This is a genomic window from Lysobacter silvisoli (assembly GCF_003382365.1).
Lineage (GTDB): Bacteria > Pseudomonadota > Gammaproteobacteria > Xanthomonadales > Xanthomonadaceae > Lysobacter > Lysobacter silvisoli.
The window spans coordinates 1,971,567-1,993,092 of the sequence record NZ_QTSU01000001.1; the positions used below are offsets into that span (position 1 = coordinate 1,971,567).

Annotated in this window: 25 protein-coding genes; 5 read left to right on the plus strand and 20 right to left on the minus strand. The window is 70.5% G+C overall.

Annotation, left to right across the window (positions count from 1 at the left end; translation table 11 throughout):
• Positions 1 to 113 precede the first annotated feature (113 nt).
• A complete protein-coding gene (locus DX914_RS08710) occupies positions 114 to 689 on the plus strand; it encodes a Smr/MutS family protein (RefSeq protein WP_115858592.1) in 576 nt (191 codons plus the stop codon).
• Between the two features lie 25 nt (positions 690 to 714).
• On the opposite strand, the gene DX914_RS08715 is transcribed toward DX914_RS08710, so the two are convergent.
• The 14 genes from DX914_RS08715 to DX914_RS08780 all read right to left on the minus strand — a co-directional run bounded on the left by DX914_RS08715 (position 715) and on the right by DX914_RS08780 (position 10,476).
• A complete protein-coding gene (locus tag DX914_RS08715) occupies positions 715 to 942 on the minus strand; it encodes a hypothetical protein (RefSeq protein WP_115858593.1) in 228 nt (75 codons plus the stop codon).
• Between the two features lie 109 nt (positions 943 to 1,051).
• Entirely contained in the window at positions 1,052 to 2,116 is a 1,065-nt protein-coding gene (gene truD / locus DX914_RS08720; RefSeq protein ID WP_115858594.1) for a tRNA pseudouridine(13) synthase TruD, read from the minus strand.
• Positions 2,113 to 2,586, minus strand: a complete 474-nt coding sequence (gene ispF, locus DX914_RS08725; RefSeq protein ID WP_115858595.1) for a 2-C-methyl-D-erythritol 2,4-cyclodiphosphate synthase — start codon at positions 2,584 to 2,586, stop codon at positions 2,113 to 2,115. The genes truD and ispF overlap by 4 nt, the downstream gene beginning before the upstream one ends.
• A gap of 64 nt (positions 2,587 to 2,650) precedes the next feature.
• Positions 2,651 to 2,908: a hypothetical protein gene (locus tag DX914_RS08730; protein ID WP_115858596.1), complete on the minus strand. Its 258-nt coding sequence runs from the start codon at positions 2,906 to 2,908 to the stop codon at positions 2,651 to 2,653.
• 7 nt (positions 2,909 to 2,915) lie between these two features.
• The gene (ispD, locus tag DX914_RS08735) at positions 2,916 to 3,605 is read right to left on the minus strand and encodes a 2-C-methyl-D-erythritol 4-phosphate cytidylyltransferase (RefSeq protein WP_115858597.1); all 690 of its coding nucleotides are present in this window, start codon (positions 3,603 to 3,605) and stop codon (positions 2,916 to 2,918) included.
• Positions 3,602 to 3,937: a cell division protein FtsB gene (gene ftsB / locus DX914_RS08740; protein ID WP_115858598.1), complete on the minus strand. Its 336-nt coding sequence runs from the start codon at positions 3,935 to 3,937 to the stop codon at positions 3,602 to 3,604. Before ftsB ends, ispD begins: the two co-directional genes overlap by 4 nt.
• Before the next feature lie 19 nt (positions 3,938 to 3,956).
• Positions 3,957 to 5,243: a phosphopyruvate hydratase gene (gene eno / locus DX914_RS08745; RefSeq protein WP_115858599.1), complete on the minus strand. Its 1,287-nt coding sequence runs from the start codon at positions 5,241 to 5,243 to the stop codon at positions 3,957 to 3,959.
• A gap of 70 nt (positions 5,244 to 5,313) precedes the next feature.
• Complete coding sequence (locus DX914_RS08750) at positions 5,314 to 5,853, minus strand: hypothetical protein (RefSeq protein WP_147300635.1); 540 nt, start codon at positions 5,851 to 5,853, stop codon at positions 5,314 to 5,316.
• A gap of 59 nt (positions 5,854 to 5,912) precedes the next feature.
• Positions 5,913 to 6,746, minus strand: coding sequence for a 3-deoxy-8-phosphooctulonate synthase (gene kdsA / locus DX914_RS08755; RefSeq protein ID WP_115858601.1), 834 nt, complete (start codon positions 6,744 to 6,746; stop codon positions 5,913 to 5,915).
• Between the two features lie 8 nt (positions 6,747 to 6,754).
• On the minus strand, positions 6,755 to 8,413 hold the full coding sequence (gene pyrG / locus DX914_RS08760) for a CTP synthase (RefSeq protein WP_115858602.1): 1,659 nt from the start codon (positions 8,411 to 8,413) through the stop codon (positions 6,755 to 6,757).
• Between the two features lie 245 nt (positions 8,414 to 8,658).
• Positions 8,659 to 9,045 carry a DUF488 domain-containing protein gene (locus DX914_RS08765; protein WP_115858603.1) on the minus strand — a complete coding sequence of 129 codons (387 nt, stop codon included), beginning with the start codon at positions 9,043 to 9,045 and terminating at the stop codon, positions 8,659 to 8,661.
• A gap of 64 nt (positions 9,046 to 9,109) precedes the next feature.
• Positions 9,110 to 9,814: a phosphodiester glycosidase family protein gene (locus DX914_RS08770; RefSeq protein ID WP_115858604.1), complete on the minus strand. Its 705-nt coding sequence runs from the start codon at positions 9,812 to 9,814 to the stop codon at positions 9,110 to 9,112.
• A 9-nt stretch (positions 9,815 to 9,823) separates the two neighbouring features.
• The gene (locus DX914_RS08775) at positions 9,824 to 10,267 is read right to left on the minus strand and encodes a GFA family protein (RefSeq protein WP_115858606.1); all 444 of its coding nucleotides are present in this window, start codon (positions 10,265 to 10,267) and stop codon (positions 9,824 to 9,826) included.
• Positions 10,268 to 10,272: 5 nt separating this feature from the next.
• On the minus strand, positions 10,273 to 10,476 hold the full coding sequence (locus DX914_RS08780) for a zinc ribbon domain-containing protein (protein ID WP_115858608.1): 204 nt from the start codon (positions 10,474 to 10,476) through the stop codon (positions 10,273 to 10,275).
• A 155-nt stretch (positions 10,477 to 10,631) separates the two neighbouring features.
• On the opposite strand from DX914_RS08780, the gene DX914_RS08785 reads away from it, so the two are divergent.
• A complete protein-coding gene (locus tag DX914_RS08785; protein ID WP_115858609.1) occupies positions 10,632 to 10,976 on the plus strand; it encodes a hypothetical protein in 345 nt (114 codons plus the stop codon).
• A gap of 64 nt (positions 10,977 to 11,040) precedes the next feature.
• Here the strand turns inward: DX914_RS08785 and DX914_RS08790 are convergent, their stop codons facing one another.
• On the minus strand, positions 11,041 to 11,277 hold the full coding sequence (locus tag DX914_RS08790) for a hypothetical protein (protein WP_115858610.1): 237 nt from the start codon (positions 11,275 to 11,277) through the stop codon (positions 11,041 to 11,043).
• A 200-nt stretch (positions 11,278 to 11,477) separates the two neighbouring features.
• Here DX914_RS08790 and DX914_RS08795 point away from each other — a divergent pair, with 200 nt between their 5' ends.
• The 3 genes from DX914_RS08795 to DX914_RS08805 all read left to right on the plus strand — a co-directional run bounded on the left by DX914_RS08795 (position 11,478) and on the right by DX914_RS08805 (position 14,523).
• Positions 11,478 to 12,206, plus strand: coding sequence for a hypothetical protein (locus tag DX914_RS08795; protein WP_115858611.1), 729 nt, complete (start codon positions 11,478 to 11,480; stop codon positions 12,204 to 12,206).
• A 26-nt stretch (positions 12,207 to 12,232) separates the two neighbouring features.
• Positions 12,233 to 14,134, plus strand: coding sequence for a DNA topoisomerase IV subunit B (parE, locus tag DX914_RS08800; protein WP_115858613.1), 1,902 nt, complete (start codon positions 12,233 to 12,235; stop codon positions 14,132 to 14,134).
• Positions 14,135 to 14,226: 92 nt separating this feature from the next.
• Positions 14,227 to 14,523 (plus strand): hypothetical protein, encoded by a 297-nt coding sequence (locus DX914_RS08805; protein ID WP_115858614.1) that lies wholly within the window; start codon positions 14,227 to 14,229, stop codon positions 14,521 to 14,523.
• 158 nt (positions 14,524 to 14,681) lie between these two features.
• On the opposite strand, the gene DX914_RS08810 is transcribed toward DX914_RS08805, so the two are convergent.
• The 5 genes from DX914_RS08810 to DX914_RS08830 are packed head-to-tail and all read right to left on the minus strand — an operon-like array spanning position 14,682 to position 21,513.
• A complete protein-coding gene (locus DX914_RS08810; protein WP_115858615.1) occupies positions 14,682 to 15,935 on the minus strand; it encodes a winged helix-turn-helix domain-containing protein in 1,254 nt (417 codons plus the stop codon).
• Positions 15,932 to 16,738: an N-formylglutamate deformylase gene (gene hutG, locus DX914_RS08815; RefSeq protein ID WP_115858616.1), complete on the minus strand. Its 807-nt coding sequence runs from the start codon at positions 16,736 to 16,738 to the stop codon at positions 15,932 to 15,934. The genes DX914_RS08810 and hutG overlap by 4 nt, the downstream gene beginning before the upstream one ends.
• Before the next feature lie 5 nt (positions 16,739 to 16,743).
• Positions 16,744 to 18,816 (minus strand): S9 family peptidase, encoded by a 2,073-nt coding sequence (locus tag DX914_RS08820; protein WP_115858617.1) that lies wholly within the window; start codon positions 18,814 to 18,816, stop codon positions 16,744 to 16,746.
• Between the two features lie 46 nt (positions 18,817 to 18,862).
• Positions 18,863 to 20,224 carry a glutathione-disulfide reductase gene (gorA, locus tag DX914_RS08825; RefSeq protein WP_115858618.1) on the minus strand — a complete coding sequence of 454 codons (1,362 nt, stop codon included), beginning with the start codon at positions 20,222 to 20,224 and terminating at the stop codon, positions 18,863 to 18,865.
• Positions 20,221 to 21,513, minus strand: a complete 1,293-nt coding sequence (locus DX914_RS08830; RefSeq protein WP_425480659.1) for an NAD(P)/FAD-dependent oxidoreductase — start codon at positions 21,511 to 21,513, stop codon at positions 20,221 to 20,223. The genes gorA and DX914_RS08830 overlap by 4 nt, the downstream gene beginning before the upstream one ends.
• Between the last annotated feature and the right edge of the window lie 13 nt (positions 21,514 to 21,526).

Below are 21,526 nucleotides of genomic sequence, written 5' to 3' on the forward strand. Positions count from 1 at the left end.
GCGACCGCGACACCGCGACCACGACGGAACTTTCGCCGGCGGCGTGATTCCGCGGTCGCGGCTCACGCCGCTCCTACCCCAAGGCATGCCGTCCGACCGGCTACCATCGGCGCATGGCCGACGAACGCGACGACGACGATGCCGCCCTGTTCCGCTCCGCGGTGGGGCCGGTGCGGCCGTTGCCGGACAACGCACCGCCGCCGGCCGCGCCCAAGCCTAAGCCGCGCGCGCGCATGGCCGAGCGCGACGAGGAGCAGGCGCGCGACGACTTCCGCCATGCCCTGGACGTCAGCCTGGCCGGCAGCGGCGAGCTGGAGGCCGGCGACGCCCTGTCCTATCGCCGCGAGGAACTGCCGCTGCCCACGTTCCGGCGCCTGCGCCGCGGCGAGATTTCGGCGCAGGAGGAATTGGACCTGCACGGCAGCGACGTGCGCGAAGCCGAGGCGCTGCTGCGCGCCTTCCTGCGCGACGCGCGCGAGCACGGGCTGGGATGCGTGCGCATCATCCACGGCAAGGGCCGTGGCGGCGCGGACTACGTCGACAGCCGCGGGCTGCCGGTGCTGAAGAACCTGGTCGACCGCCTGCTGCGGCAACGCAGCGACATTCTCGCCTTCCACTCCGCTCCGCCCACGCAGGGCGGCACCGGGGCGGTGCTGGTATTGCTGGCGCCGCCGCTACGGCGGCGCTAGCTCAGGTCGGCCGTTACGGCGCGGCTCAGTCGCTGTGCTTGGCCAGCGGCTTGCGCGGCACGTTGACCCAGGTCACGTCGATGCCGCGGCGGCGCGCGATGCGCTCGACCTGGGCGATGTAGGCCTCGTCGTTGTCCATGATCGACGGCTCGCGCGGCGGCGGTACGTAGGTGCTCTTGGTGCTGTGACCGGCGCAGGCGGCCAGGCCGACGATCGAAAGCGAAAGAACGACAAGGCGCAAGGACGCGTTCATGATCCCGTCTCCCTAAGCGTGCCGGCCCCATTGCCGGACACACTTCCGGCTTATACGCCCGCCTTCACAGGCAACCAGTGCCCTCCGTTGCTTTCCGACGAACGGTCGATCAGGGGCGAACCAGCGACGCGATATCGCCGATTTCGGACATAACGACGGTGGCGTACGCTCCGGCGGGAAGCGCGAAGGAAAGCTCCAAAACAGCGCCTTCCGCGTCGTCCAGCCAACGCCACGACAGCCCTTCCGGGCGCAGGCGCAATGCCCTGCGCTCCTGGTTCAAACCGGCCTGCTCCAGGCCGGCGCGCAGCGCCGCGGCTTCATCGCCGGCCAATGCGGCCTGCTCCAGCTCGGCCGCCTGTTCCTGCGCGCGCGACTGGCCGCGCCCCCACAACGGACCGCTGGGATGAATGTCGAACGCCGCCAGCCGCGCCGCCAGCGTGTCGTCGTAGGGCTGCGGACCGAACACGCTGCGGCTGCCGTCCAGCATCCACACCTCGCCCGGCAGCGCGCGATCCCAGTTGCCGTCGGCCACGCGCGCGGCCAGCACCCGATTGAACAACTCCGAGCGCGCGGCGGACAGCAGCAGGCTGCGCTGCTCGCGGCGCACGCGGCGGCCGGCGAACATGGCCAGCGCCGCGGCCACGTTGTCGCCGTCGCGGCCGAAACGCTGCTCGCCGAAATAGTTGGGCACGCCGCGCGCGGCGATCGCCTGCAGGCGCTGCTCCACTTGCGCACGCTCGCCTTGCGCCTCGCGCAGGGTCAGCACGAAGCGGTTGCCGGCCAGGGCGCCGCGCGGCAGCTTCTTGGCGTGCCAGGTGCTGGCCAGCACGCGCAGCGATTCGCCCGACTCGCTCACGCTGTCCAACGTGGCCGGATCCGGCGCCACCCGCTTGGGCAGATGCACGCTGAAACGCTGCCGGGTCAGGGCCTGGCGATCCTTGAGGCCGGCGTAGCCGATCGCCATCTCGCCCACGCCCGCCCATTGGGCGATGCGCTTGGCGGCGAAGGCGGTGTTCATGCCGCGCTTCTCCACCGTCAGCAGCAGGTGCTCGCCGCTGCCGCTGGGCTCGAAGCCGGGCAGTTCCTCGACCACGAAATCCTCCGGCGCGCTGCGCATGCGTGCGCGCAGCACCGGCGCGCCATGCGCGCGCGGCAGCGGATCGGTGCCGCTCACAACGGCACCAGCAGGCAGATCGCGGTCGCGGCAATGCCCTCGCCGCGGCCGGTGAAGCCGAGCTTTTCGCTGGTGGTGGCCTTGACGCTGACCGCGTCCAGATCGATGCCCAGGTCGGCGGCGATGGCCTCGCGCATGGCCTGCGCGTGCGGGCCGACCTTGGGCCGCTCGCAGACCACGGTCACGTCGGCGTTGCCGACGCGATAACCGCGCTGCGCGATCAGTTCGTTGCAATGGCGCAGGAAGCGGCGGCTGTCGGCGCCGCGCCAGCGCTCGTCGCTGGGCGGAAAGTGCCGGCCGATGTCGCCCAGCGCCAGCGCGCCCAGCATGGCGTCGCACAGCGCGTGCAGGACCACGTCGCCGTCGGAATGGGCGAGCACGCCGCGCTCGTGCGGCACGCGTACGCCGCCCAGCATCACGTGGTCGCCGTCGCCGAACGCGTGGACGTCGTAGCCTTGGCCGATGCGCATGGAGAAATCCGGAAGTTGCGGAATCGCGGGAATTATGACGGGTTCGGCGCGCCGATGCGGCCGACTACGGGGCGGCTCGATCAGTGTCGTGCCGTTTGCCGCGCGGCCGTAGCAACAACCACAAACCGAAGGCCAGGATCGCGCTCCACAGCGCCAGATGTCCTAGGGATGCGACCAGAGTCGGCGGCTCGCCGAACGGATCGGCATCGTTGGACAGCTGCACGGACACGGGATCGAGCATTCCGATCACTGTCATCAGCGCGCCAAGCCCACCCAGCAGCGTGGCTAGCGGGCCCAGCACGCGCAGGACGAATCTCAGCATCGGCCGCTCAGCGCAGGCCCAACAGATATTCGACCAGCGCCAAATCCGCCGGCGTAGTCACCTTCAGATTGTCCTCGCGCCCTTCGACCAGCCGCGGATGGAATCCCGCGTATTCCATCGCCGAGGCTTCGTCGGTCACCATCAGGCCGGCGACCGCGGCGTCGCGCAGCGCGGCGGTGAGCGCGCCGCGGCGGAAGGCCTGCGGGGTGAACGCGCGCCACAGGCCGTCGCGCGGCTCGGTGCTGAGGATGCGGCCGTCGCCGGCGCGCTTGAGCGTGTCGCGCACGGGCGCGCCGAGGATGGCGCCGTCCGCTTCGGCTTCGGCCGCGGCGATCAGCGCGTCCAGGTCGGCGCCGCGCAGGTTCGGACGCGCGGCATCGTGCACCAGCACCAGATCATCGTCGGCCACCGATGCGGGTAGCGCGCGCAGCGCGGCCAGCACCGAGTCGGCGCGTTCGCCGCCGCCGGCGCAGCGCAGCACCGGCTTGCCCTGACGCTCGCTCCAGCCCGGCCACAGCGCATCGTCTGCGGCCAGCGCCACCATCGCCCCGGCCACGCGCGGGTGCGCGAGCAACGCGTCCAGCGCGTGCGCGATCAGCGGCTTGCCGGCCGCCTGCAGGTATTGCTTGGGCATGGGCCCGCCGAAGCGGGTACCGCGGCCGGCGGCGGGCATCACCGCCCAGACCGCGGCGCTCATGGCGCCTGTGCGGCCGGGTCGGCGGCCTCGCCCTGGGCGTGCGCCGGGGATTCGGGCTCGACCACGCGGTAGAAGGTCTCGCCGGGCTTGATCATGCCCAGCTCGCTGCGCGCGCGCTCCTCCACCGCGGCCTCGCCGGACTTGAGGTCCTCGACTTCGGCCTTGAGCGCGGCGTTGCGCTGGCGCAGCCCGCCGTTGTCGCGGGTCTGCTGCTGCACCTGATGTTCCAGCGAGGCCACCGAACGGGTGCCGCCCTGGCCCCACCACAAGCGGTACTGCAGGACGACGAGCAGGCCCGCCAGGGCCAACACCAGCAACCGCTGCCAGCGCATGCTCGCCGCCCCTGCCCGATCAGCGCTTCAGCGACACGAACGCGTCGCGGCCGGCGTAGCGCGCCGCGGCGCCGAGCTGTTCCTCGATGCGCAGCAGCTGGTTGTACTTGGCCACGCGATCGCTGCGGCACAGCGAGCCGGTCTTGATCTGGGTGGCGGTGGTGGCCACGGCGATGTCGGCGATGGTGGTGTCCTCGGTCTCGCCGGAACGGTGCGAGACCACCGCCGCGTACTGGGCCGCGTCGGCCATGGCGATGGCTTCCAGGGTTTCGGTCAGGGTGCCGATCTGGTTGACCTTGATCAGGATGGCGTTGGCCACGCGCTGGTCGATGCCTTCCTTGAAGATCTTGGGATTGGTCACGAACAGGTCGTCGCCGACCAGCTGCACCTTGTGGCCGATCTTCTCGGTCAGCAGCTTCCAGCCGCTCCAATCGTCCTCGGACATGCCGTCTTCGATGGTCACGATCGGGTACTGCGCGGCCCAGTTGGCCAGGAAGTCGACGAACTGCTCGCTGGTCAGGCGCTTGCCCTCGCCCACCAGGTGGTACTTGCCGTTGTCGAAGAATTCGGTGGAGGCCACGTCCAGGCCCAGCAGGATGTCCTCGCCGGCCTTGTAGCCGGCCTTGCCGATGGCTTCCAGAATGGTTTCCAGCGCTTCCTCGTTGCTGCGCAGGTCGGGAGCGAAGCCGCCCTCGTCGCCGACCGCGGTGCTCAGGCCGCGGCCCTTGAGCACGGACTTGAGCGCATGGAAGACCTCGGCGCCGGCGCGCAGCGCCTCGGCGAAGTTGGGCACGCCCACCGGCAGGATCATGAATTCCTGCAGGTCGACGTTGTTATCGGCGTGGGCGCCGCCGTTGATGATGTTCATCATCGGCACCGGCAGCACCGCGGCGCGGTCGCCGGCCAGGTACTTCCACAGCGGAAGTTTCTTCGACGCAGCCACCGCGTGGGCGTTGGCCATCGACACGCCCAGCAGCGCGTTGGCGCCCAGGCGGCCCTTGTTCTCGGTGCCGTCCAGGTCGATCAGGCGGCGGTCCAGGCCGGCCTGGTCGGCGGCGTCGAAGCCGGTCAGGGCCTGGGCGATGGCGCCGTTGACGTGCTCGACCGCCTTGCGCACGCCCTTGCCCAGGTAGCGGGTCTTGTCGCCGTCGCGCAGTTCCACGGCTTCCTTGCTGCCGGTGGACGCGCCCGAGGGCACCATGGCGCGGCCGAAGCTGCCGTCGGCGAGGGTGACTTCGGCTTCCAGGGTCGGGTTGCCGCGGCTGTCGAGGATTTCGCGGGCGTGGATCTTGCTGATCGTGGTCATGGGCGGAGGAAGGGGTCGGTGTGGGGGTATGGAATGAAATTCGCGCCGGCGGCGCAAGTTCGCGGTTTTGTTAGGGTTCGGGGCGGACCCGGGCCATGGCCTGGAGCAGGGCCGGCGACGCCGTGCAGGCGCCCTCGCTGACCCCGGCCAGTTCCACCGCCGCGATCGAGATCGCCTTGGCGCGCAACAGGCGCGCGCGCAGGTCGCCCTGCGGCGGGGTTTCGCTGGCGTAGGCGCCGAGCGCCGCGATCAGGCCGGCGGCCTGCCGCGGGCTGCCCTGACCGCTCTCGCGCGCCGAGCGCACCAGGCTGTGCGAGGAACCCAGCACGCCGGCGGTGGCCTCGGCCAGGGCCGGATAGCGGCCGGCGGCCTGCAGGCGCGCGGCCATGGGGCCGATGCCGCCGCTGCGCTCCATGTAGGGGCGCAGGCATTCGTACAGCTGGTGGCTGCGCACGCCCAGGAAGACGTACAGCTCGAAGTCGCCCAGGGCGGCCACGTCGGTATTGGCCGGCGGCGCAGGCGGTGCGGGTGGAGGTCCCATCACATCCACCGGCAACGGATCGGGCGGCACCGGCAGCGGTTCCGGCGGCGCGGCGACGGCGAACGGCATGGCCGCGGCCAGCGCCAAGGCGCACAGCCCGCGGCCGCTTCGTCGTCCGCCCGCCTCCATCAGAACGAACTCTCCAGGAAGCCGTTCTTCTTGGTGATCCGGTCCAGTTCGACCAGCGTTTCCAGCAGCGCGCGCATCTTCGGCAGCGGCACCGCGTTGGGGCCGTCCGACAGCGCCTCTTCGGGCTTGGGATGGGTTTCCATGAAGATGCCGGAAATGCCCACCGCCATCGCCGCGCGCGCCAACACCGGCACGAACTCGCGCTGGCCGCCGGACTTGCCGTCCATGCCGCCGGGCAGCTGCACCGAATGGGTGGCGTCGAACACCACCGGGCAGCCGGTGTCGCGCATCACGCTCAGCGAGCGCATGTCGCTGACCAGGTTGTTGTAGCCGAAGCTGGCGCCGCGCTCGCAGGCCATGATCTGCTCGTTGCCGGTGGCCTTGGCCTTGGCGGTGACGTGCTTCATCTCCCAGGGCGAGAGGAACTGGCCCTTCTTGATGTTCACCGGCTTGCCGGCGCGCGCCACGTTCTGGATGAAGTCGGTCTGCCGGCACAGGAAGGCCGGCGTCTGCAGCACGTCCACCACCGAGGCGACTTCGGCCATCGGCGTGTACTCGTGCACGTCGGTGAGCACCGGCACGCCGATCTGGCGCTTGACCTCGGCCAGCACCTTCAGGCCCTCCTCCATGCCCGGGCCGCGGAAGCTCGTCGCCGAGGTGCGATTGGCCTTGTCGAAGCTGGACTTGAAGATGAAGGGAATGCCCAGGCCCGAGGTGATTTCCTTGAGCTGGCCGGCCACGTCGAGCTGCAGCTGCATCGACTCGATCACGCAGGGGCCGGCGATCAGGAAGAACGGCCGGTCCAGGCCGACTTCGAATCCGCACAGGTTCATGGGGCTGGTCACGCGCTGGCCTCCTTGAGCAAACGGCCGCCGGCCTTGGCCTCGCGCGCGGCGCGGACGAAGCCGATGAACAACGGGTGGCCGTCGCGCGGCGTGGACAGGAATTCCGGGTGCGCCTGGCAGGCCAGGAACCACGGATGCTGCGACTTGGGCAGCTCGATCATTTCCACCAGCAGGTCGTCCATGGACTTGGCGGAAATCACCAGGCCCGCGTCTTCCAGCTGGGTGCGGTAGCGGTTGTTGAACTCGTAGCGGTGGCGGTGACGCTCGCCGACCACGTCCTTGCCATACAACTCGCGCGCCAGGGTGCCGGGCTTGAGGCGCTGGTCCTGCAGGCCCAGGCGCATGGTGCCGCCCAGGTCGCTGTCCTCGTTGCGGCGCTCGACCTCGCCGGTGGCGGTGCGCCATTCGGTGATCAGGCCGATCACGGGGTGCGCGCTGGCCTTGTCGTTCTCGGTGCTGTTGGCGCCGTCCAGGCCGGCGACGTGGCGGGCGTAGTCCACCACCGCGGCCTGCATGCCGTAGCAGATGCCGAAGTACGGCACGCCGTGTTCGCGCGCGTACTTGGCCGTGGCCACCTTGCCTTCGAAGCCGCGATCGCCGAAGCCGCCGGGCACCAGGATGCCGTCCACGCCCTGCAGCGCCTCGACGCCATCGCGCTCGACCTCGCTGGATTCCAGCCACTTCAGCTTGACCTTGGTGCGCTGGCGCAGGCCGCCATGCTTTAGGGCTTCGGCCAGCGACTTGTAGGCGTCCTGATGGTCGATGTACTTGCCGACCACGGCGATGGACACCTCGTCCACCGGGTGCTCGGTCGCGTCCACCACCTCGTGCCACTCGCCCAGGGCGGCCGGACCGGCCTGGATGCGCAGGCGGTCCAGGACGATCGCGTCCAGGCCCTGCTCGTGGAACCACTGCGGCAGCTTGTAGATGTTGTCCAGATCGACGGCCGAGATCACCGCCTTTTCCGGCACGTTGGTGAACAGCGCGATCTTGCGGCGCTCGCTGTCGGGCAGCGGTTGCTCGCTGCGGCACAGCAATACGTCGGGCTGGATGCCGATGGAGCGCAGTTCCTTGACCGAGTGCTGGGTGGGCTTGGTCTTGAGCTCGCCGGCGGCGGCGATGAACGGCACCAGGGTCAGGTGCATGAACAGCGCGTGCTCGGGGCCGCGCTCGGTGCGCAGCTGTCGGATCGCCTCCAGGAACGGCAGCGATTCGATGTCGCCGACGGTGCCGCCGACCTCGACCAGGGCCACGTCGAAGCCTTCGGTGGCCTCGACGATGCATCGCTTGATCTCGTCGGTGATGTGCGGGATCACCTGCACGGTGCCGCCCAGGTAGTCGCCGCGGCGCTCCTTGCGGATCACGTTCTCGTAGATGCGGCCGGTGGTGATGGAGTTCTTGCGGCTGAGCCGGGTGCGCAGGTAGCGCTCGTAGTGGCCCAGGTCCAGGTCGGTCTCGGCGCCGTCGTCGGTGACGTACACCTCGCCGTGCTGGAACGGGCTCATGGTGCCCGGATCGACGTTGATGTAGGGGTCTAGCTTCATCATCGTCACGCGCAGGCCGCGCGCTTCGAGGATGGCCGCCAGCGAGGCTGCCGCAATGCCCTTGCCTAACGAGGACACCACGCCGCCGGTGACGAAAATCAGGGGAGTCATGGTTTTACTGCCGCTGGAAAGCCGTAGTTTACCGGTTGGGCGGCCGGGCCGCGACTGCTTGACAGCCGGCGGGAGCAGCCGAACCGGGCGCAAAGCCAGGCCTGGCGGGGCTTGCGGGGGTTCGGACCCAGCCCAGCGGTTCAACCGCTTTGGGGTAGGAGCGGCGTGAGCCGCGACCGCGAAGCTTGGCCAGCCAGCGCGGTCGCGGCTCACGCCGCTCCTACCCCACAGCCGAAGCACCGGCCTCAGGCCAACTTCGCCCCCCGCTCGGCCAGCAGCTCCCGCAGCACCGAGCGATGGCAATGCGCCTCGTCCTCGCAATAGCAGCCCACCGAGAAGTCGCTGTGCTGGGACAGGGCCGCCAGCAGCTGCAGCGCATGGGCGGCCTCGGGCTCGGCCATTTCCGACTTGTACTTGCGCACGAAGGCCTTCCACTGCGCCGGGGTCTGCGCCTGCTGCGCCTGCTTCACGGTCTCGGCGCCGGGCGCCAGGGTCGGGAACCAGACGTCGTACCAGTCCTGCCTGGCGAACTCGCTCTTGGGCACGCCGCGCGGCGGCCGCCGCACCGTGCCGATGCGGGTGCCTTCGTGGGCCTGCCTGGGGCTGCCCAGCCTGACTATGCGCACGGCCATCGTCGTCTCCTGGGTGCTGCGCTCAGCCGCACCATAGCCGCGCGCGTCGCGGCCGGCCAGCGCCCTACTCCACCACCCCGATCATCGGCCCCAACTTGGCGCCGGAGCCGCGCCGCTTCAGCGCGGGCGCGCGCAGGGTGGAGATCGCGCCGTCCAGGTACAGCGCATCGCTGCAATGCAGAACGTCGCGGAAATGGCGGGCGAATTCGTACAGCGTCACCGGCTCGTCGCTGATGACGAAATAGGCGATGGGCCCGTCCACGCCGACGCCGTTGCGCACGTGGCGCGACTTGGAATCCGGGCCCAGGCGCGGGTGGATCGCCCCGCCCTGCAGCAGCAAGGGACCGGACTGGGTGGCCAGGCGCACGCCTTGCGCCTGCGCCGGGTACCGCGAGGATTCGATCACCCGCGGCCCCTGCGCGCCCAGCAGGAACACGCCGTTGGGCTTGAGGTAGAAGTTGCCCTCGCCTTCGCGCAGGTTCAGCGGCGCCAGTTCCTGGCCGTCGATCACCAGCAGCCCGACCGGCGAATAGTCGGGCTCGTACATGCCGGCGTTCATGGCGAAGCGCAGCGACTGACCGCGCGACCGCAGCCAAGCGTCCAGACGCTTGAGCTGCAGCAGCGGCTTGCCCTGGTCGTCGCGCAGGAACAGGCGCAGGTCCTCGCTGCGCGTGTCCACGCGCAACACCGTGTAGCGCGGCTCGCGCGCCGGAGCGGCGGCGCCGAACAAGGCGGCCAGGGCGATCAGGGCGCGGGCGAGCAGCTTCATGCGGCCAGCTTAGCCGCTGCCGGTCACCGCCACGTCGCCCACCCACAGCCGGGTCCAGCGCTCGATCTTCTGCTCGCGGCTCAGCAGCTGCGGCGAGGCGTCCACCGCGGGCAGGAACGCATCGCGCCGGTCCAGCGCGGTGGCGTTGACCGCGGCGTACAGGCGGCCATCCTGTTCGTAGGTGACCGCGACCAGCACGCCACAGCGCGCGCACAGGCGGAACAGCGCCGCCTCCGAGCCCTGCCGGTACGCCAGCAGGCCGGCGGCGTCGGCCACCCGGATGCGCAGGCGCCCGGTCGGATCGGACACGTAGGCCGCGCCGTGCTTGCGGCAGAAATCGCAGTCGCAGGCGCGCGGCGCGGTGTCCTGTGGCGTCAGCGCGGTGGCGAATTCCAGCCGCACAGCGCCGCAGTGGCAGCCGCCCGGCAGCAGGTTCGGGTGGGGGTCGGACATGCGCGTCAGCCGGCCAGAAAGTCGAACAGCTTGGCGCCGTCGGACAGGTCGGCGCGATAGAACTCGGTGTAACCGCAGCGCTCGCAGCTGACGGTCTTGAACTTCCGGGTCGACACGTCCAGCACCGACGACATCAGCCCGCCGGCGCCGCGCAGCTCGGCCACTTCGCAATCGGTGCCACCGCATTTGACGCAAACGTAGGACGACATGCCGCCGGTCTCCGGATCGATTGCCGCGAGTATCGCGCAAGCGCCGCCCGCATGGCGCCGGGCAGGCGTCGCCCACGCACGGCTGGGCGCAAGCGCCGCGCCGGCATCGCTGACCTGGGCTAGATTGTCGCCGTCCCCGACCGTCTCGCGCCGCCATGACCGAAGCCTGCCCAAAGTGCGACAGCGCCGCGCAGCTGCGCAGCAAGTGGCTGCTGATCGATGCCCACGATCCGGAGCGCGCGCAGCGCCATCCCGACACGCGCGGCGCTTGCGCCTGCGAAGGCGAGCTCGGCGTGGACGGGCTCAAGCCCGAGGCCGTGGCGGACGCGCCGCTGCAACAGTTCGTGTCCGGCTTGTACTGCGAGGCCTGCGGCATCGGCTTCGTGCCCGAGGCCATGGCCAAACCCGCGCCGCAGCGCTGGGTGCTGACGCCGGAGGGATACCGGGTAGTGCAGGCAGACGGCACGCTGGGGCCGGCGCAGCCGCGCATGGGCGGCTAGGGCCGCGCAGGCGGCCCGAAGGCGCGATGCGCCCATCCCGGGCGCATCGGCCTGACTTGCGGACTCAGCGCTTGCCGTCTTCCTCTTCCGGCTCGGCGGTCGGGTCGGCGGCCTTGTCCTTCTTCTTGTCTTTCTTCTTGTCCTTGGCGGCCTGGTCGGCCTTGGCCTTCTCGGCCTCTTCGGCCTTCTTCTGCGCCTGAGCGGCGGCCTGCTGGGTCTGGGCGGCGTCCTGGGCGAACGCGGCCGGGGCCACCAGGGCAGCGGCGATCAGGGGCGCAATCAGATACTTACGGGTGGTCATGCTGCGGTCCTCCGGTGTCGTGGGGTCAACGTTAAGGCGGGAGCGCCTGCGCCGCTCCCCTCAGCGACGGCGCGACCGTAACGGCTGCCGCCATGCTCGCGACTGAACGAGGGGCTGGCAACCGTTCGGCCCGGTACGGCGCTTGACCGGGGCCGGACCCGTCGCCATGCTCGCCGGGCTCGATGACAGGGGACCCTTCCATGCCGTACCTGCGACTCGTACTGGCCCTGCTGCTGCCGCTGGCGGCCGCGCTGCCCGCCCATGCCGCCAACACGCCGCTGCCGATCGAACAGATCCGCATCGACGAGCTGATGAACGACACCCAAAAGACCGGCGGGGGCATCGAGTCCAGCGAAATGGTCTGGTGGCTGCCGCCGCAGCTGTGGGCCTACGTGCTGGCCAAGCAGGAAGGCGCCGGCGGCAAGCACGACAAGAGCGCGTCGCAGGCGGTGTCCAAGCAGTTCCAGGACCTGTTCACCCGCCACACCGTGGTGGCGGTGCTGCGCATCAGCGACAACAACACCCTCAATCCCGAATTCAGCGGCGAGGCCGAGCTGCGCTCGCAGCTGCGCCTGATCGATATGAACGGCGAGAGCCATACGCCGGTGGCGGCCGACAAGGTCGACCCCGAGCTCAGCGCCATCCTCAAGGTCATGCGCCCGGTGCTGACCGGCCTGATCGGCCCGGCCGGCGAGAACATGCAGTTCTATGTATTCCCCGGCCGCGGCAAGGCCGGCCCGGTCGCCGACGCGCTCGCCGATGGCAAGATGCGCGTAATGCTGGGCCGCAACGAGTTCGTCTTCCGCCTGCCGCTGGGCGCGCTGCTGCCCGCGCGGCGCGATCCCGGCAACGGCGAGACGTTCCCCGGCAACTATCGCTACAACCCGTACACCGGATCGCCCCTGGAGGCGGTCGGCGGCGGGCGCTAACCGTTCACTACCCCCATGCAGGTTTCATGAGCAGTCGTTACAACGCCGCCGATATCGAAGTCCTCTCCGGCCTGGACCCGGTCAAACGCCGGCCGGGCATGTACACCGACACCAGCCGGCCCAACCATCTGGCCCAGGAAGTCATCGACAACGCCGTCGACGAGGCCCTGGCCGGGCACGCGCGCAGCATCGAGGTCACCCTGTACGCCGACGGCAGCTGCGAAGTGGCCGACGACGGCCGCGGCATGCCGGTGGACATCCACCCCGAGGAGAAGATCCCGGGCGTGGAGCTGATCCTGACCCGCCTGCACGCGGGCGGTAAGTTCAGCAACAAGAACTACACCTTCTCCGGCGGCCTGCACGGCGTCGGCGTGAGCGTGGTCAACGCGCTGTCCAAGCTGGTCGAAGTGCACATCAAGCGCGACGGCAGCGAATACCGCATGACCTTCAAGGACGGCGACCGCGCCACCCCGCTGGAGGTGGTCGGCACCGTCGGCAAGAAGAACACCGGCACCCGCGTGCGCTTCTGGCCCGACGCCAAGTATTTCGACACGCCCAAGTTCTCGCTGCGCGCGCTCAAGCACGTGCTGCGCGCCAAGGCGGTGCTGTGCCCGGGCCTGAACGTCAAGCTGTTCGACGAGGCCAGCGGCGAGCGTCTGGAGTGGTACTACGAGGACGGCCTGCGCGACTACCTGTCCGGCGAGCTGCGCGAAGGCCAGCCGCAGCGCGAACTGCTGCCGCCGGAACTGTTCGTGGGCCAGCTCAAGAAGGACACCGAGGTCGTGGACTGGGCGGTGGCCTGGGCGCCCGACGGCGAGCTGGTGCAGGAAAGCTACGTCAACCTGATCCCGACCGCACAGCACGGCACCCACGTCAACGGCCTGCGCACCGGTTTCACCGACGCGCTGCGCGAGTTCTGCGACTTCCGCAACCTGCTGCCGCGCGGCGTCAAGCTGGCGCCGGAAGACGTGTGGGACCGCGTCGCCTTCGTGCTCAGCATCAAGATGACCGACCCGCAGTTCAGCGGCCAGACCAAGGAGCGCTTGTCCTCGCGCCAGGCCGCAGGCTTCGTCGAGGGCGCCGCACACGACGCGTTCTCGCTGTGGCTCAACCAGCACACCGAACTGGGCGAGAAGATCGCCCAGCTGGCGATCGAGCGCGCCGCCGCGCGCCTGAAGACCGAAAAGCAGATCGTCCGCAAGAAGGTCACCCAGGGCCCCGCCCTGCCCGGCAAGCTCGCCGACTGCAGTTCGCAGGATCTCTCACGCACCGAACTGTTCCTGGTCGAGGGCGACTCGGCCGGCGGCAGCGCGCGCCAGGCGCGCGACAAGGATTTCCAGGCGATCCTGCCGCTGCGCGGCAAGATCCTCAACACCTGGGAAGTGGCCTCGGGCAGCGTGCTGGGTTCGCAGGAAGTGCACGACCTGGCGGTGGCGATCGGCTGCGATCCGGGCAAGGACGACATCAGCGGCCTGCGCTACGGCAAGGTGGTGATCCTGGCCGACGCCGACTCCGACGGCCTGCACATCGCGACCCTGCTCAGCGCGCTGTTCCTCAAGCACTTCCCGGCCCTGGTCGCGGCCGGCCACATCTTCGTGGCCATGCCGCCGCTGTTCCGCGTGGACGTGGGCAAGCAGGTGTTCTACGCGCTGGACGAAGAGGAAAAGCGCATCCTGCTGGAGAAGATCGAACGCGAGAAAGTCCGCGGCGCGATCAACGTGACCCGCTTCAAGGGCCTGGGCGAGATGAACGCCGGGCAGCTGCGCGAGTCCACCATCCACCCCGACACGCGCCGCCTGGTGCAGCTGACGGTGGACGATTCGGCCGAAACGCATTCGCTGATGGACATGCTGCTGGCCAAGAAGCGCGCCGGCGACCGCAAGTATTGGTTGGAAACCAAGGGCGATCTGGCCACGCTGGAAGTCTGAGCGGCTTGTGCCGCGGCCGCGAACCGGTATCGTGCAGCGATGCCGGTTCGCGCGCAGACGCGGACCCACGCGCCCGCCGCAAGGAGCAACGCATGCCGCCGCCGCTACCCGCGCCCAAGACCGTCTGGCTGTGGACGGCCATCATGGCCGCCGGCGCGCATCTGCCGCTGATCAGCCTGCTGATGATCTGGGCGCAGGAAGGCCACTGCGGCGACGGGCTGTGCGGCTTCATGGAATCGGTGTTCGTGTGGCTGCTGTGCGGCTTCGTCGCGCTGGTCGCGGCGATCGTCGGCCTGGCGCGCGGCGAGCGGCCGCGGTGGCTGGCGCTGGTGGCGTTGGCGACGATGGTGGTGCCGATGGCGGTGTTGATGGGGGTGGCGGCGCTGTAGGCGCCGCTCGCCCCGCTCTCCCCTTTGCTTGTCTTCCCCCTTTGAAAAAGGGGGATTGAGGGGGATTTGCTTTTCGCTTTGGGGAGAGGCAGAAGCAACAGCAACAGCAAATCCCCCCTAGCCCCCCTTTTTCAAAGGGGGAACTAAAGGAGGGGGAGCTAAGCGGACGCGAGTGCTTTCAACGCCGCGCGCAGCGGTGCGCGCAATGCAGCCGGATAGCAGCGCGTCACCGCCACTTTCGGCGTGCCGTGCCAACGCGCGCAGTCGTCGATGGCGCGGGCGATGTCGTCCACCGGCGCGCGTTCGGGCGCGATGCCCTCTTCCAGGTGCAGGGCTTTGACCTCGAACACGCCTTCGCGGCGGTGCGCCTTGGCGTCCAGGCGCCCGACCAGGCGGCCGCGGGCGAGGATGGGCAGTACGAAGTAGCCGTAGCGGCGCTTGGCCTCGGGCGTGTAGCACTCCAGGGTGTAGTCGAAGCCGAGGAATTCGCGCGCGCGCTCGCGGTCCCAGACCAGCGGATCGAACGGCGACAGCAGCGCGCAATGGGTGGCGCGCAGGCGCCCGGCCGCGGCCTGCGCCAACACCTGCGCATGATCGGCGTGCACGTAGCCCGGCGCGTCCCAGCCCTGCACCTCCACGCGCAGCAGATCGCCCTGCTCCACCAGCGGCTGCAGGTCGGCATCGCGCAGGCGCGGTTTGGTCCGGTAGTAGTCGGCGACCCAGCGCGCCTGGGCGATGCCCAGGGCCTTGACCGACTTCAGGATGGTCTGGTGGCGCACCTGGGCGAGCTCGAGTTCGGTGCTGTCCCAGCCCGGCACTACGGCGCCGGCCACGCGTTCGCTCAGGTCGTACACGCGCTGGAAGTTGTCGCGCCGCGCCACCATCAGTTCGCCCAGGGCGAAGCCGGTTTCCAGCCAGCGCTTCTCGTCCTTCCAGCCCCACCAGCCGCCAGCGCCGGGCTGCTTGCGCTCGAAGTCCGAGGACTTGACCGCGCCCAGGTCGCGGATGTGCGCCAGCAGGCGGTCGATCTTGGCGCCGCTGCGGCTGCGGTGCGCCTGCGCGTTGCGGATCGCCCAGTGGTGGGCGCGCTGCGGCATGGCGTTGCGATGCAGCAGGTAGTCGTCCATCGGCGCGAAGCAGGCCTCGTGCGCCCAGACTTCGAAGATCGCGCGCTCGGCCAGCAGCTCTTCCAGCCAGCGCGACGGGTAGTCGCCCAGGCGCGCGTGCAGCACCAGGTAGGGGCTGCGCGCGACCACGTGGATGGTGTCGATCTGCAGCAGCTGCATGCGCGCGATCGCGGCCAGCACGTCGGCCTTGCGCGCGCGTTTGCGCGGCCGCGCGAGCAGGCCCTGCGCGGCCAGGTGCAGCGCGCGCGCCTGCGCCGGGCTCAGCGGCGCCGCGGCCAGGCTCATGGGTCCAGACAGGCGCGCAGCAGGCGTTCCAGCAGCGGCTGTAGGCGCACCGCCACGGCTTCGTCGTAGGCGTAGCTGCGCTCGTCCATGTAGTTGCGCTGGCTCAGCTCCAACTGCACCGCCTGCACGCCGGTCTCGGGCGAAGCGTAGTGGCGGGTGATGTAGCCGCCTTTGAAGCGGCCGTTGACCACGTAGTCGTAGTCGCCTTGCGCGGCCAGCAGCGCTTCCAGCCGGGCCTGCAGCTGCGGCGAACAGCTGGCGCCGCCGGAGGTGCCCAGGTTGAGGTCGGGCAGCCGGCCCTCGAACAGGAACGGCAGGTCGCTGCCCTTGATCGAATGGCCTTCCCACAGCACCACGCGGCCATGCTCGCCGCGAATGCGCGCGAGCTCGGCGTCCAGGTTCTCGTGATAGGGGCGCCAGTACAGGTCCACGCGCTGCGCCACTTCCTCGGGGGTGGGCTCCTGACCGTCCAGGTACACCGGCTCGCCGGTGAAGCGCACCGCCGGGCACAGGCCGGTGGTGTTCTGGCCCGGATACAGTGAGGTGTCGTCGGGCGGACGGTTCAGGTCGACCACGTAGCGCGAGTAGCGCGGCACCAGGATCGAGGCGCCCAGTTCGCGCGCGAACGAATACAGCAGCGCCACGTGCCAATCGGTATCCGGCGCCTCGCGCGCCTGCGGCTGCATGCGCGCAGCCAGCTCCGGCGGGATCTGGCTGCCGTTGTGCGGCAGGCTGATCAACAGCGGCGCGCTGCCGCGATGGAGTTCGAAGACCGGTTCGGCCGGCGCGGGGACGTGGCTCATGGCGTTCAGGGTTTCAGGTGGCGCTGGAAGAAGTCCATGGTACTGCGGTGCACCTGCAGCCAGGTCGCATAGCGCAGGAAGAAGTGGTCTTCGTCGGGCAGCACCAGGCTCTGCACCGGCACGCCCCGCGCGCGCAGGCGCTCGGCCAGGTCCACGCCCTGGCTGAACTTGACCGCGCGGTCGTCGTCGCCGTGCACCAGCAGTACCGGCGAACGCCAGCCTTCCACGCGGGTGACCGGCGAGGAGCGGCCGGCCAGTTCCAGCTCATCGGGCTTCAGGCCCCACAGCCCGCTGTTGTCGCCGCCCTTGGCGCTCTCGCGCCAGTCGTGCACGCCGTGACGGTCCACGCCGGCGGCGAACAGGTCGGAATTGCGCGCCAGCGCCTGCGCGGTGAGGTAGCCGCCGTAGGAACCGCCGTAGATGCCGATACGGCGCGCATCGATCTCGCTGCGCGCGGCCAGCCAGGCCTGTGCGGCCAGCACGTCCTGGTATTCGCTGGCGCCGCGCGGGCCCTGCTGGGCGGCGCGGCGGAAGGCCTGGCCGTAGCCGGTGCCGGCGCGGAAGTTCAGCGCCAGCACCACGAAACCGCGGCTGGCCAGCCATTGGTTGCTGGCGTAGTCGTTGTAGTAGTAGCTGCTGTAGTGCCAGCCCGGCAGCATCTGCCGGATCGGCCCGCCGTGCACGTAGATCAGCGCCGGGCGCTTGCCCTTGAACGCAGCCGGCGGGTGGAACACGGTGGCGTGCGCGACCACGCCGTCGGCCGCGCGCAGGGTGATGGTCTCCGGCTCCACCAGCTGCGCCGTCGGGAAGGCGGCCGGCAGTTGCGCGGGGAAGATGCGCCGCGGTTCGCCGCCGGCGATGGGCATGACCGCGATCGCGGTCGGCCGGCGCGCGTCGGCGTGGCGGAAGGCCAGCCAGGGCGCGCCCACCAGCGGCAGCGGATCGGTGGCGATCTGGCCGTCGCCGCTCAGGCGTTGCGGCGCACCCTGCGCCGGCGCCGCGTACAGCTGACGGCGTTCGATGTCGCCGCAGTTGGCGCTGTAGACGAAGGCGCCTTCGCGGTTGGACGCGGCGCTTTCCACCTCGCATTCGCCGCGGCTCACCGGCACCGGCGCGCCGCCCGCGGGCGAGAGCGCGTGCCAATGCAGCCAGCCGCTTTCCTCGGACGCGAACAGCAGGCGGCCGTCGCGGTGCCAGCGCAGCGGCTCGGTCACCGCGAACTGGGCGTAGCCGCCGGCGTCGGCGCCGGAGCGGAACACGCGACGCGCGTCGCTGCCGTCGGCGTTGGCCACCCAGATCTCGAAGGCGTTGGCCGCGGTGAGGTCGAAGGCCTGGCCCGGCCGGGTGCCGGCGGTGCGCAGGAAAGCGATGCGGCGGCCGTCGGGCGACCACGCCGGCGCGCTGTCGTTGTTGTAGTCCGGCGCGATCCAGGTCACCGCGCGCGCGGCCAGGTCGAGCACGCCGACGAAGGCGTGATCGCCGCGGTTGCTGACGAACAGCAGGCGACCGCCGTCGGGCGAGAACGCCACCGCGCTGTTGGCGCCGCGCGTCTTCAGCAGCGCTTCCCTGCACCACGCCGGCGCGGTCGCGCCGGGGCGCGCGTAGCAGCTCAGCCCCTTGCCTTGCACGATCAGCGCGTCGCCGCCCGGTGCGAACAGCGCCGAGCGGCCGGCGGCCACGCGCTGCGGCGCGGCCGAACCGTCGCTGGGCACCCACCACACCGCCTGCTCGGCACCGTCGGGGTCGCCGGTGGGATTGCTGTTGTTGCCGGCCGCGTCGGGGCCGCCGCCGCGCACGTAGGCCAGCCAGCGGCCGTCGGCGCTCAGGCTCAGGCCGCTGAGCTGCTGGCCGTCGTCCTCGTCATAAGAGGAGAGCTGGCGCGGCGCGAACTCCGGCGCGCGCGCGCTCCACAGATTGCGCACGCCGCGCTCGTTCGCGGCCCAGGCGATCACCGGCGCCTGCGCCGCGGCCACTGGCGCGTCGGGCTGCGGCGCGCCGATCAGGTCGGCGATCTCCATGCCCTGCGCCATCGGCGCGGCCAGCGCACCGATCAAGCCCCATACCCACCGTTGCTTCATGCCGTGCTCCCGATCCTTGTTTGCAGGTTGCGGTGCGGTGCCGCGCTCAGCGCATCAGCACCACTTCTTCGGCGCTGGTCGGGTGAATGGCCACCGTCTCGCGCAAGTCGTCCAGAGTGATGCCGCGTTTGATCGCCACGGCATACCCCTGCAGGATTTCGTCGGCGGCCTCGCCGAGCAAGTGCAGGCCGACCACCTGCCTTTCGGCACCCACGCACACCAGTTTGAACAAGCTGCGCTGCGGCGAATTGGCCAAAGCGTGCAACATCGGCCGGAAGCCGGCGCGGTACACGTGCACCTCGTCGCCGTGGCGCTCGCGCGCCTGCGCCTCGGTCAGGCCGACCTTGCCCAATGGCGGATGCGAGAAGGTCACGGTGGGAATGTCGCGCTGGTCGAGCACGCTGCTGGAACCGCCGTACAAACGGTCCATGAGCCGGCGCGCGGCGGCGATCGCCACCGGCGTCAAGGCGAGGTTCGCGGTCACGTCGCCCACCGCATGGATGCCGGCCACGTTGGTGGCGTGGCGCTCGTCGACCTGCACATAGCCGTCGGCATCGGTGGCCACGCCGGCGGCGGCCAGGTCCAGGGAGGCGGTGTTGGCGCGGCGGCCGGTGGCGAACAGCAGGCGGTCGTAGGGTTCGCTGAGGCGGCCGTCGCGGTCGCGCAGGCGCAGGCCGTCGCCGTCGCACTCGACCGCGGCCAGGTGATGGCCGAACTCGATGTGCACGCCGGCGTGGCGGTAGTCCTCGGCCAGTTGCTCGACCAGCTCCACGTCGAAACCGTCGAGCAGGCGGCCGCGCACCAGCAGATCGACGCGGCTGCCCAGGGCCTGCAGCAATCCCGCCAACTCCACGCCGATGTAGCCGCCGCCGACCACGGCCACGCGCGCGGGCGCCGCGGTCCACTGGAAGAAATCGTCGGACACGCCGCCCAGCTCGGCGCCGGGCAGGTCCGGCCGCACGGGGTGGCCGCCGGTGGCGATCAGTATCTGCGAGGCGCTCAAGCGCACGCCGTCCATGCATTCGATGGTGCGCGCGTCGATGAACCTGGCCCGCATCGGCGCCAGCACGATGCCGGCCGCGTCCAGGCGGTGGCGGTAGCTGTCGTGGATGCCGGCGATGTAGCGCTGGCGGTGGGCGATGAAGGTCGGCCAGTCCAGCGACGGCGAGTCGGCCACGTCGAAGCCCAGGTCGCGCGCCATGCGCAGGCGGCCGGCGACTTCGGCGGCCAGCCACATCGCCTTCTTCGGCACGCAGCCCACGTTGACGCAGGTGCCGCCGAGCAGATGCGGTTCCAGCAGGGCCACGCGCGCACCGTGCTGGGCCGCGCGGAACGCGCCGGCGAGACCGCCGGAGCCGCCGCCGATCACGATCAGGTCGAAGTCGCGCTGCGGGTCGCTGGCGCTCATGCGAAACGCTCCGGTCGGTAGGGCTGGGGATCGATGGCCGGGGCGCGGTCCAGCATCAGGTCGGCCAGCAACTGGCCGCTGCCCACGCTCATGCTCACGCCCATCATGCCGTGGCCGGTGGACAGCCATAGGCCGTCGCGGCCGGGCACGCGGCCGATCAAGGGAATGTCGTCGCTGCTCATCGGCCGCCAGCCGTACCAGCGCTCGCGCTCGACCGGACCGACCGGCGCGTGCAGGTATTCGGCGGCGCCGCGCTCCAACGCGGCCAGGCGGCGCGGGTTGAGGCTGTCGTCGTAGCCGGAGAATTCCATGGTGCTGCCCAGGCGGTAGCCGCTGTCCCAGGCGGTCACGCAGACCTTGCGCTCGCGCAGCACCACCGGCCGCCGCGGCACCTGGGCGGGACGGTCGTAGGTGATCGAATAGCCCTTGCCGGGCTGGATCGCACGCTTCAGCGACGGCAGGCCGATGGCGTCGGACAGCTGCGGCGACCACGCGCCCAGCGCCAGCACCACGTCCTTGGCGCGCAGCTCGCCCTGGCTGCTGCGCAGGCGGCAGGCGTCGCCATCGCGGTCCAGGCCTTGCACGCGGCAGTGCTCGACGATGACGCCGCCGCGCCCGCGCACCGCCTTGGCCAGCGCATCCACATAGCGATCCGGGCGCAGCACGGCGTCGTGCTCGAAACAGATCGCCCCGGCCAGGCCCGGCTTGAACGCGGAATCGCGCGCTTCGTAAGTACGCCCATCGACGACCTCCACGCGCACGCCCAGTTCGCGCAGCAGGTCCAGTTCGATCTGGCCGGCGGCGAAAGCGCGCTCGTCGCGGAAGATGTAGTCCACGCCGGTCTGGGCGAACTCGCATTCCAGGCCGTAATCGGCCACCCATTGCTGCAAGCGCTCGCGCGAGTCGTTGAGCAGCGCCGATTTCGCCAGCGCGCTGCTGCGCCAGTCACGCGCATTGCAGCGCAGGGCGAAACGCAGCAGCCAGCCCCACAGGCGCGGGTCCAGGCGCGGATGCACGTACAGCGGCGCGTCGGGCGTGAGCATCCAGCGCAGCGCCAGCGCGATCACGCCGGGCGCGGCCAGCGGCGTGGCGTGGCTGGGGGTGATGGTGCCGCAGTTGCCGTGCGAACTGCCGCTGCCCAGGGTGTTGGCCTCCAGCACCTGCACGCTGCGGCCGGCTTGCAGCAGGGCCAGCGCGGCGGTCAGACCGATCACGCCGCCGCCGACGACCGCCACATCGGTGGCGCGCAGCGCGTCTGCGCCGGGAGTGTGTGGATCGTGGCTGGACAAAATACGCGCTCGA

Bases quoted from the DNA above. Each gene is read 5' to 3' on its own strand.
- DX914_RS08710 (WP_115858592.1), top strand. From the start codon at position 114: ATGGCCGACGAACGCGACGACGACGATGCCGCCCTGTTCCGCTCCGCG.
- DX914_RS08715 (WP_115858593.1), bottom strand. From the start codon at position 942: ATGAACGCGTCCTTGCGCCTTGTCGTTCTTTCGCTTTCGATCGTCGGC.
- ispF (WP_115858595.1), bottom strand. From the start codon at position 2,586: ATGCGCATCGGCCAAGGCTACGACGTCCACGCGTTCGGCGACGGCGAC.
- DX914_RS08730 (WP_115858596.1), bottom strand. From the start codon at position 2,908: ATGCTGAGATTCGTCCTGCGCGTGCTGGGCCCGCTAGCCACGCTGCTG.
- ispD (WP_115858597.1), bottom strand. From the start codon at position 3,605: ATGAGCGCCGCGGTCTGGGCGGTGATGCCCGCCGCCGGCCGCGGTACC.
- ftsB (WP_115858598.1), bottom strand. From the start codon at position 3,937: ATGCGCTGGCAGCGGTTGCTGGTGTTGGCCCTGGCGGGCCTGCTCGTC.
- eno (WP_115858599.1), bottom strand. From the start codon at position 5,243: ATGACCACGATCAGCAAGATCCACGCCCGCGAAATCCTCGACAGCCGC.
- DX914_RS08750 (WP_147300635.1), bottom strand. From the start codon at position 5,853: ATGCCGTTCGCCGTCGCCGCGCCGCCGGAACCGCTGCCGGTGCCGCCC.
- kdsA (WP_115858601.1), bottom strand. From the start codon at position 6,746: ATGAACCTGTGCGGATTCGAAGTCGGCCTGGACCGGCCGTTCTTCCTG.
- pyrG (WP_115858602.1), bottom strand. From the start codon at position 8,413: ATGACTCCCCTGATTTTCGTCACCGGCGGCGTGGTGTCCTCGTTAGGC.
- DX914_RS08765 (WP_115858603.1), bottom strand. From the start codon at position 9,045: ATGGCCGTGCGCATAGTCAGGCTGGGCAGCCCCAGGCAGGCCCACGAA.
- DX914_RS08770 (WP_115858604.1), bottom strand. From the start codon at position 9,814: ATGAAGCTGCTCGCCCGCGCCCTGATCGCCCTGGCCGCCTTGTTCGGC.
- DX914_RS08775 (WP_115858606.1), bottom strand. From the start codon at position 10,267: ATGTCCGACCCCCACCCGAACCTGCTGCCGGGCGGCTGCCACTGCGGC.
- DX914_RS08780 (WP_115858608.1), bottom strand. From the start codon at position 10,476: ATGTCGTCCTACGTTTGCGTCAAATGCGGTGGCACCGATTGCGAAGTG.
- DX914_RS08785 (WP_115858609.1), top strand. From the start codon at position 10,632: ATGACCGAAGCCTGCCCAAAGTGCGACAGCGCCGCGCAGCTGCGCAGC.
- DX914_RS08790 (WP_115858610.1), bottom strand. From the start codon at position 11,277: ATGACCACCCGTAAGTATCTGATTGCGCCCCTGATCGCCGCTGCCCTG.
- DX914_RS08795 (WP_115858611.1), top strand. From the start codon at position 11,478: ATGCCGTACCTGCGACTCGTACTGGCCCTGCTGCTGCCGCTGGCGGCC.
- parE (WP_115858613.1), top strand. From the start codon at position 12,233: ATGAGCAGTCGTTACAACGCCGCCGATATCGAAGTCCTCTCCGGCCTG.
- DX914_RS08805 (WP_115858614.1), top strand. From the start codon at position 14,227: ATGCCGCCGCCGCTACCCGCGCCCAAGACCGTCTGGCTGTGGACGGCC.
- DX914_RS08810 (WP_115858615.1), bottom strand. From the start codon at position 15,935: ATGAGCCTGGCCGCGGCGCCGCTGAGCCCGGCGCAGGCGCGCGCGCTG.
- hutG (WP_115858616.1), bottom strand. From the start codon at position 16,738: ATGAGCCACGTCCCCGCGCCGGCCGAACCGGTCTTCGAACTCCATCGC.
- DX914_RS08820 (WP_115858617.1), bottom strand. From the start codon at position 18,816: ATGAAGCAACGGTGGGTATGGGGCTTGATCGGTGCGCTGGCCGCGCCG.
- gorA (WP_115858618.1), bottom strand. From the start codon at position 20,224: ATGAGCGCCAGCGACCCGCAGCGCGACTTCGACCTGATCGTGATCGGC.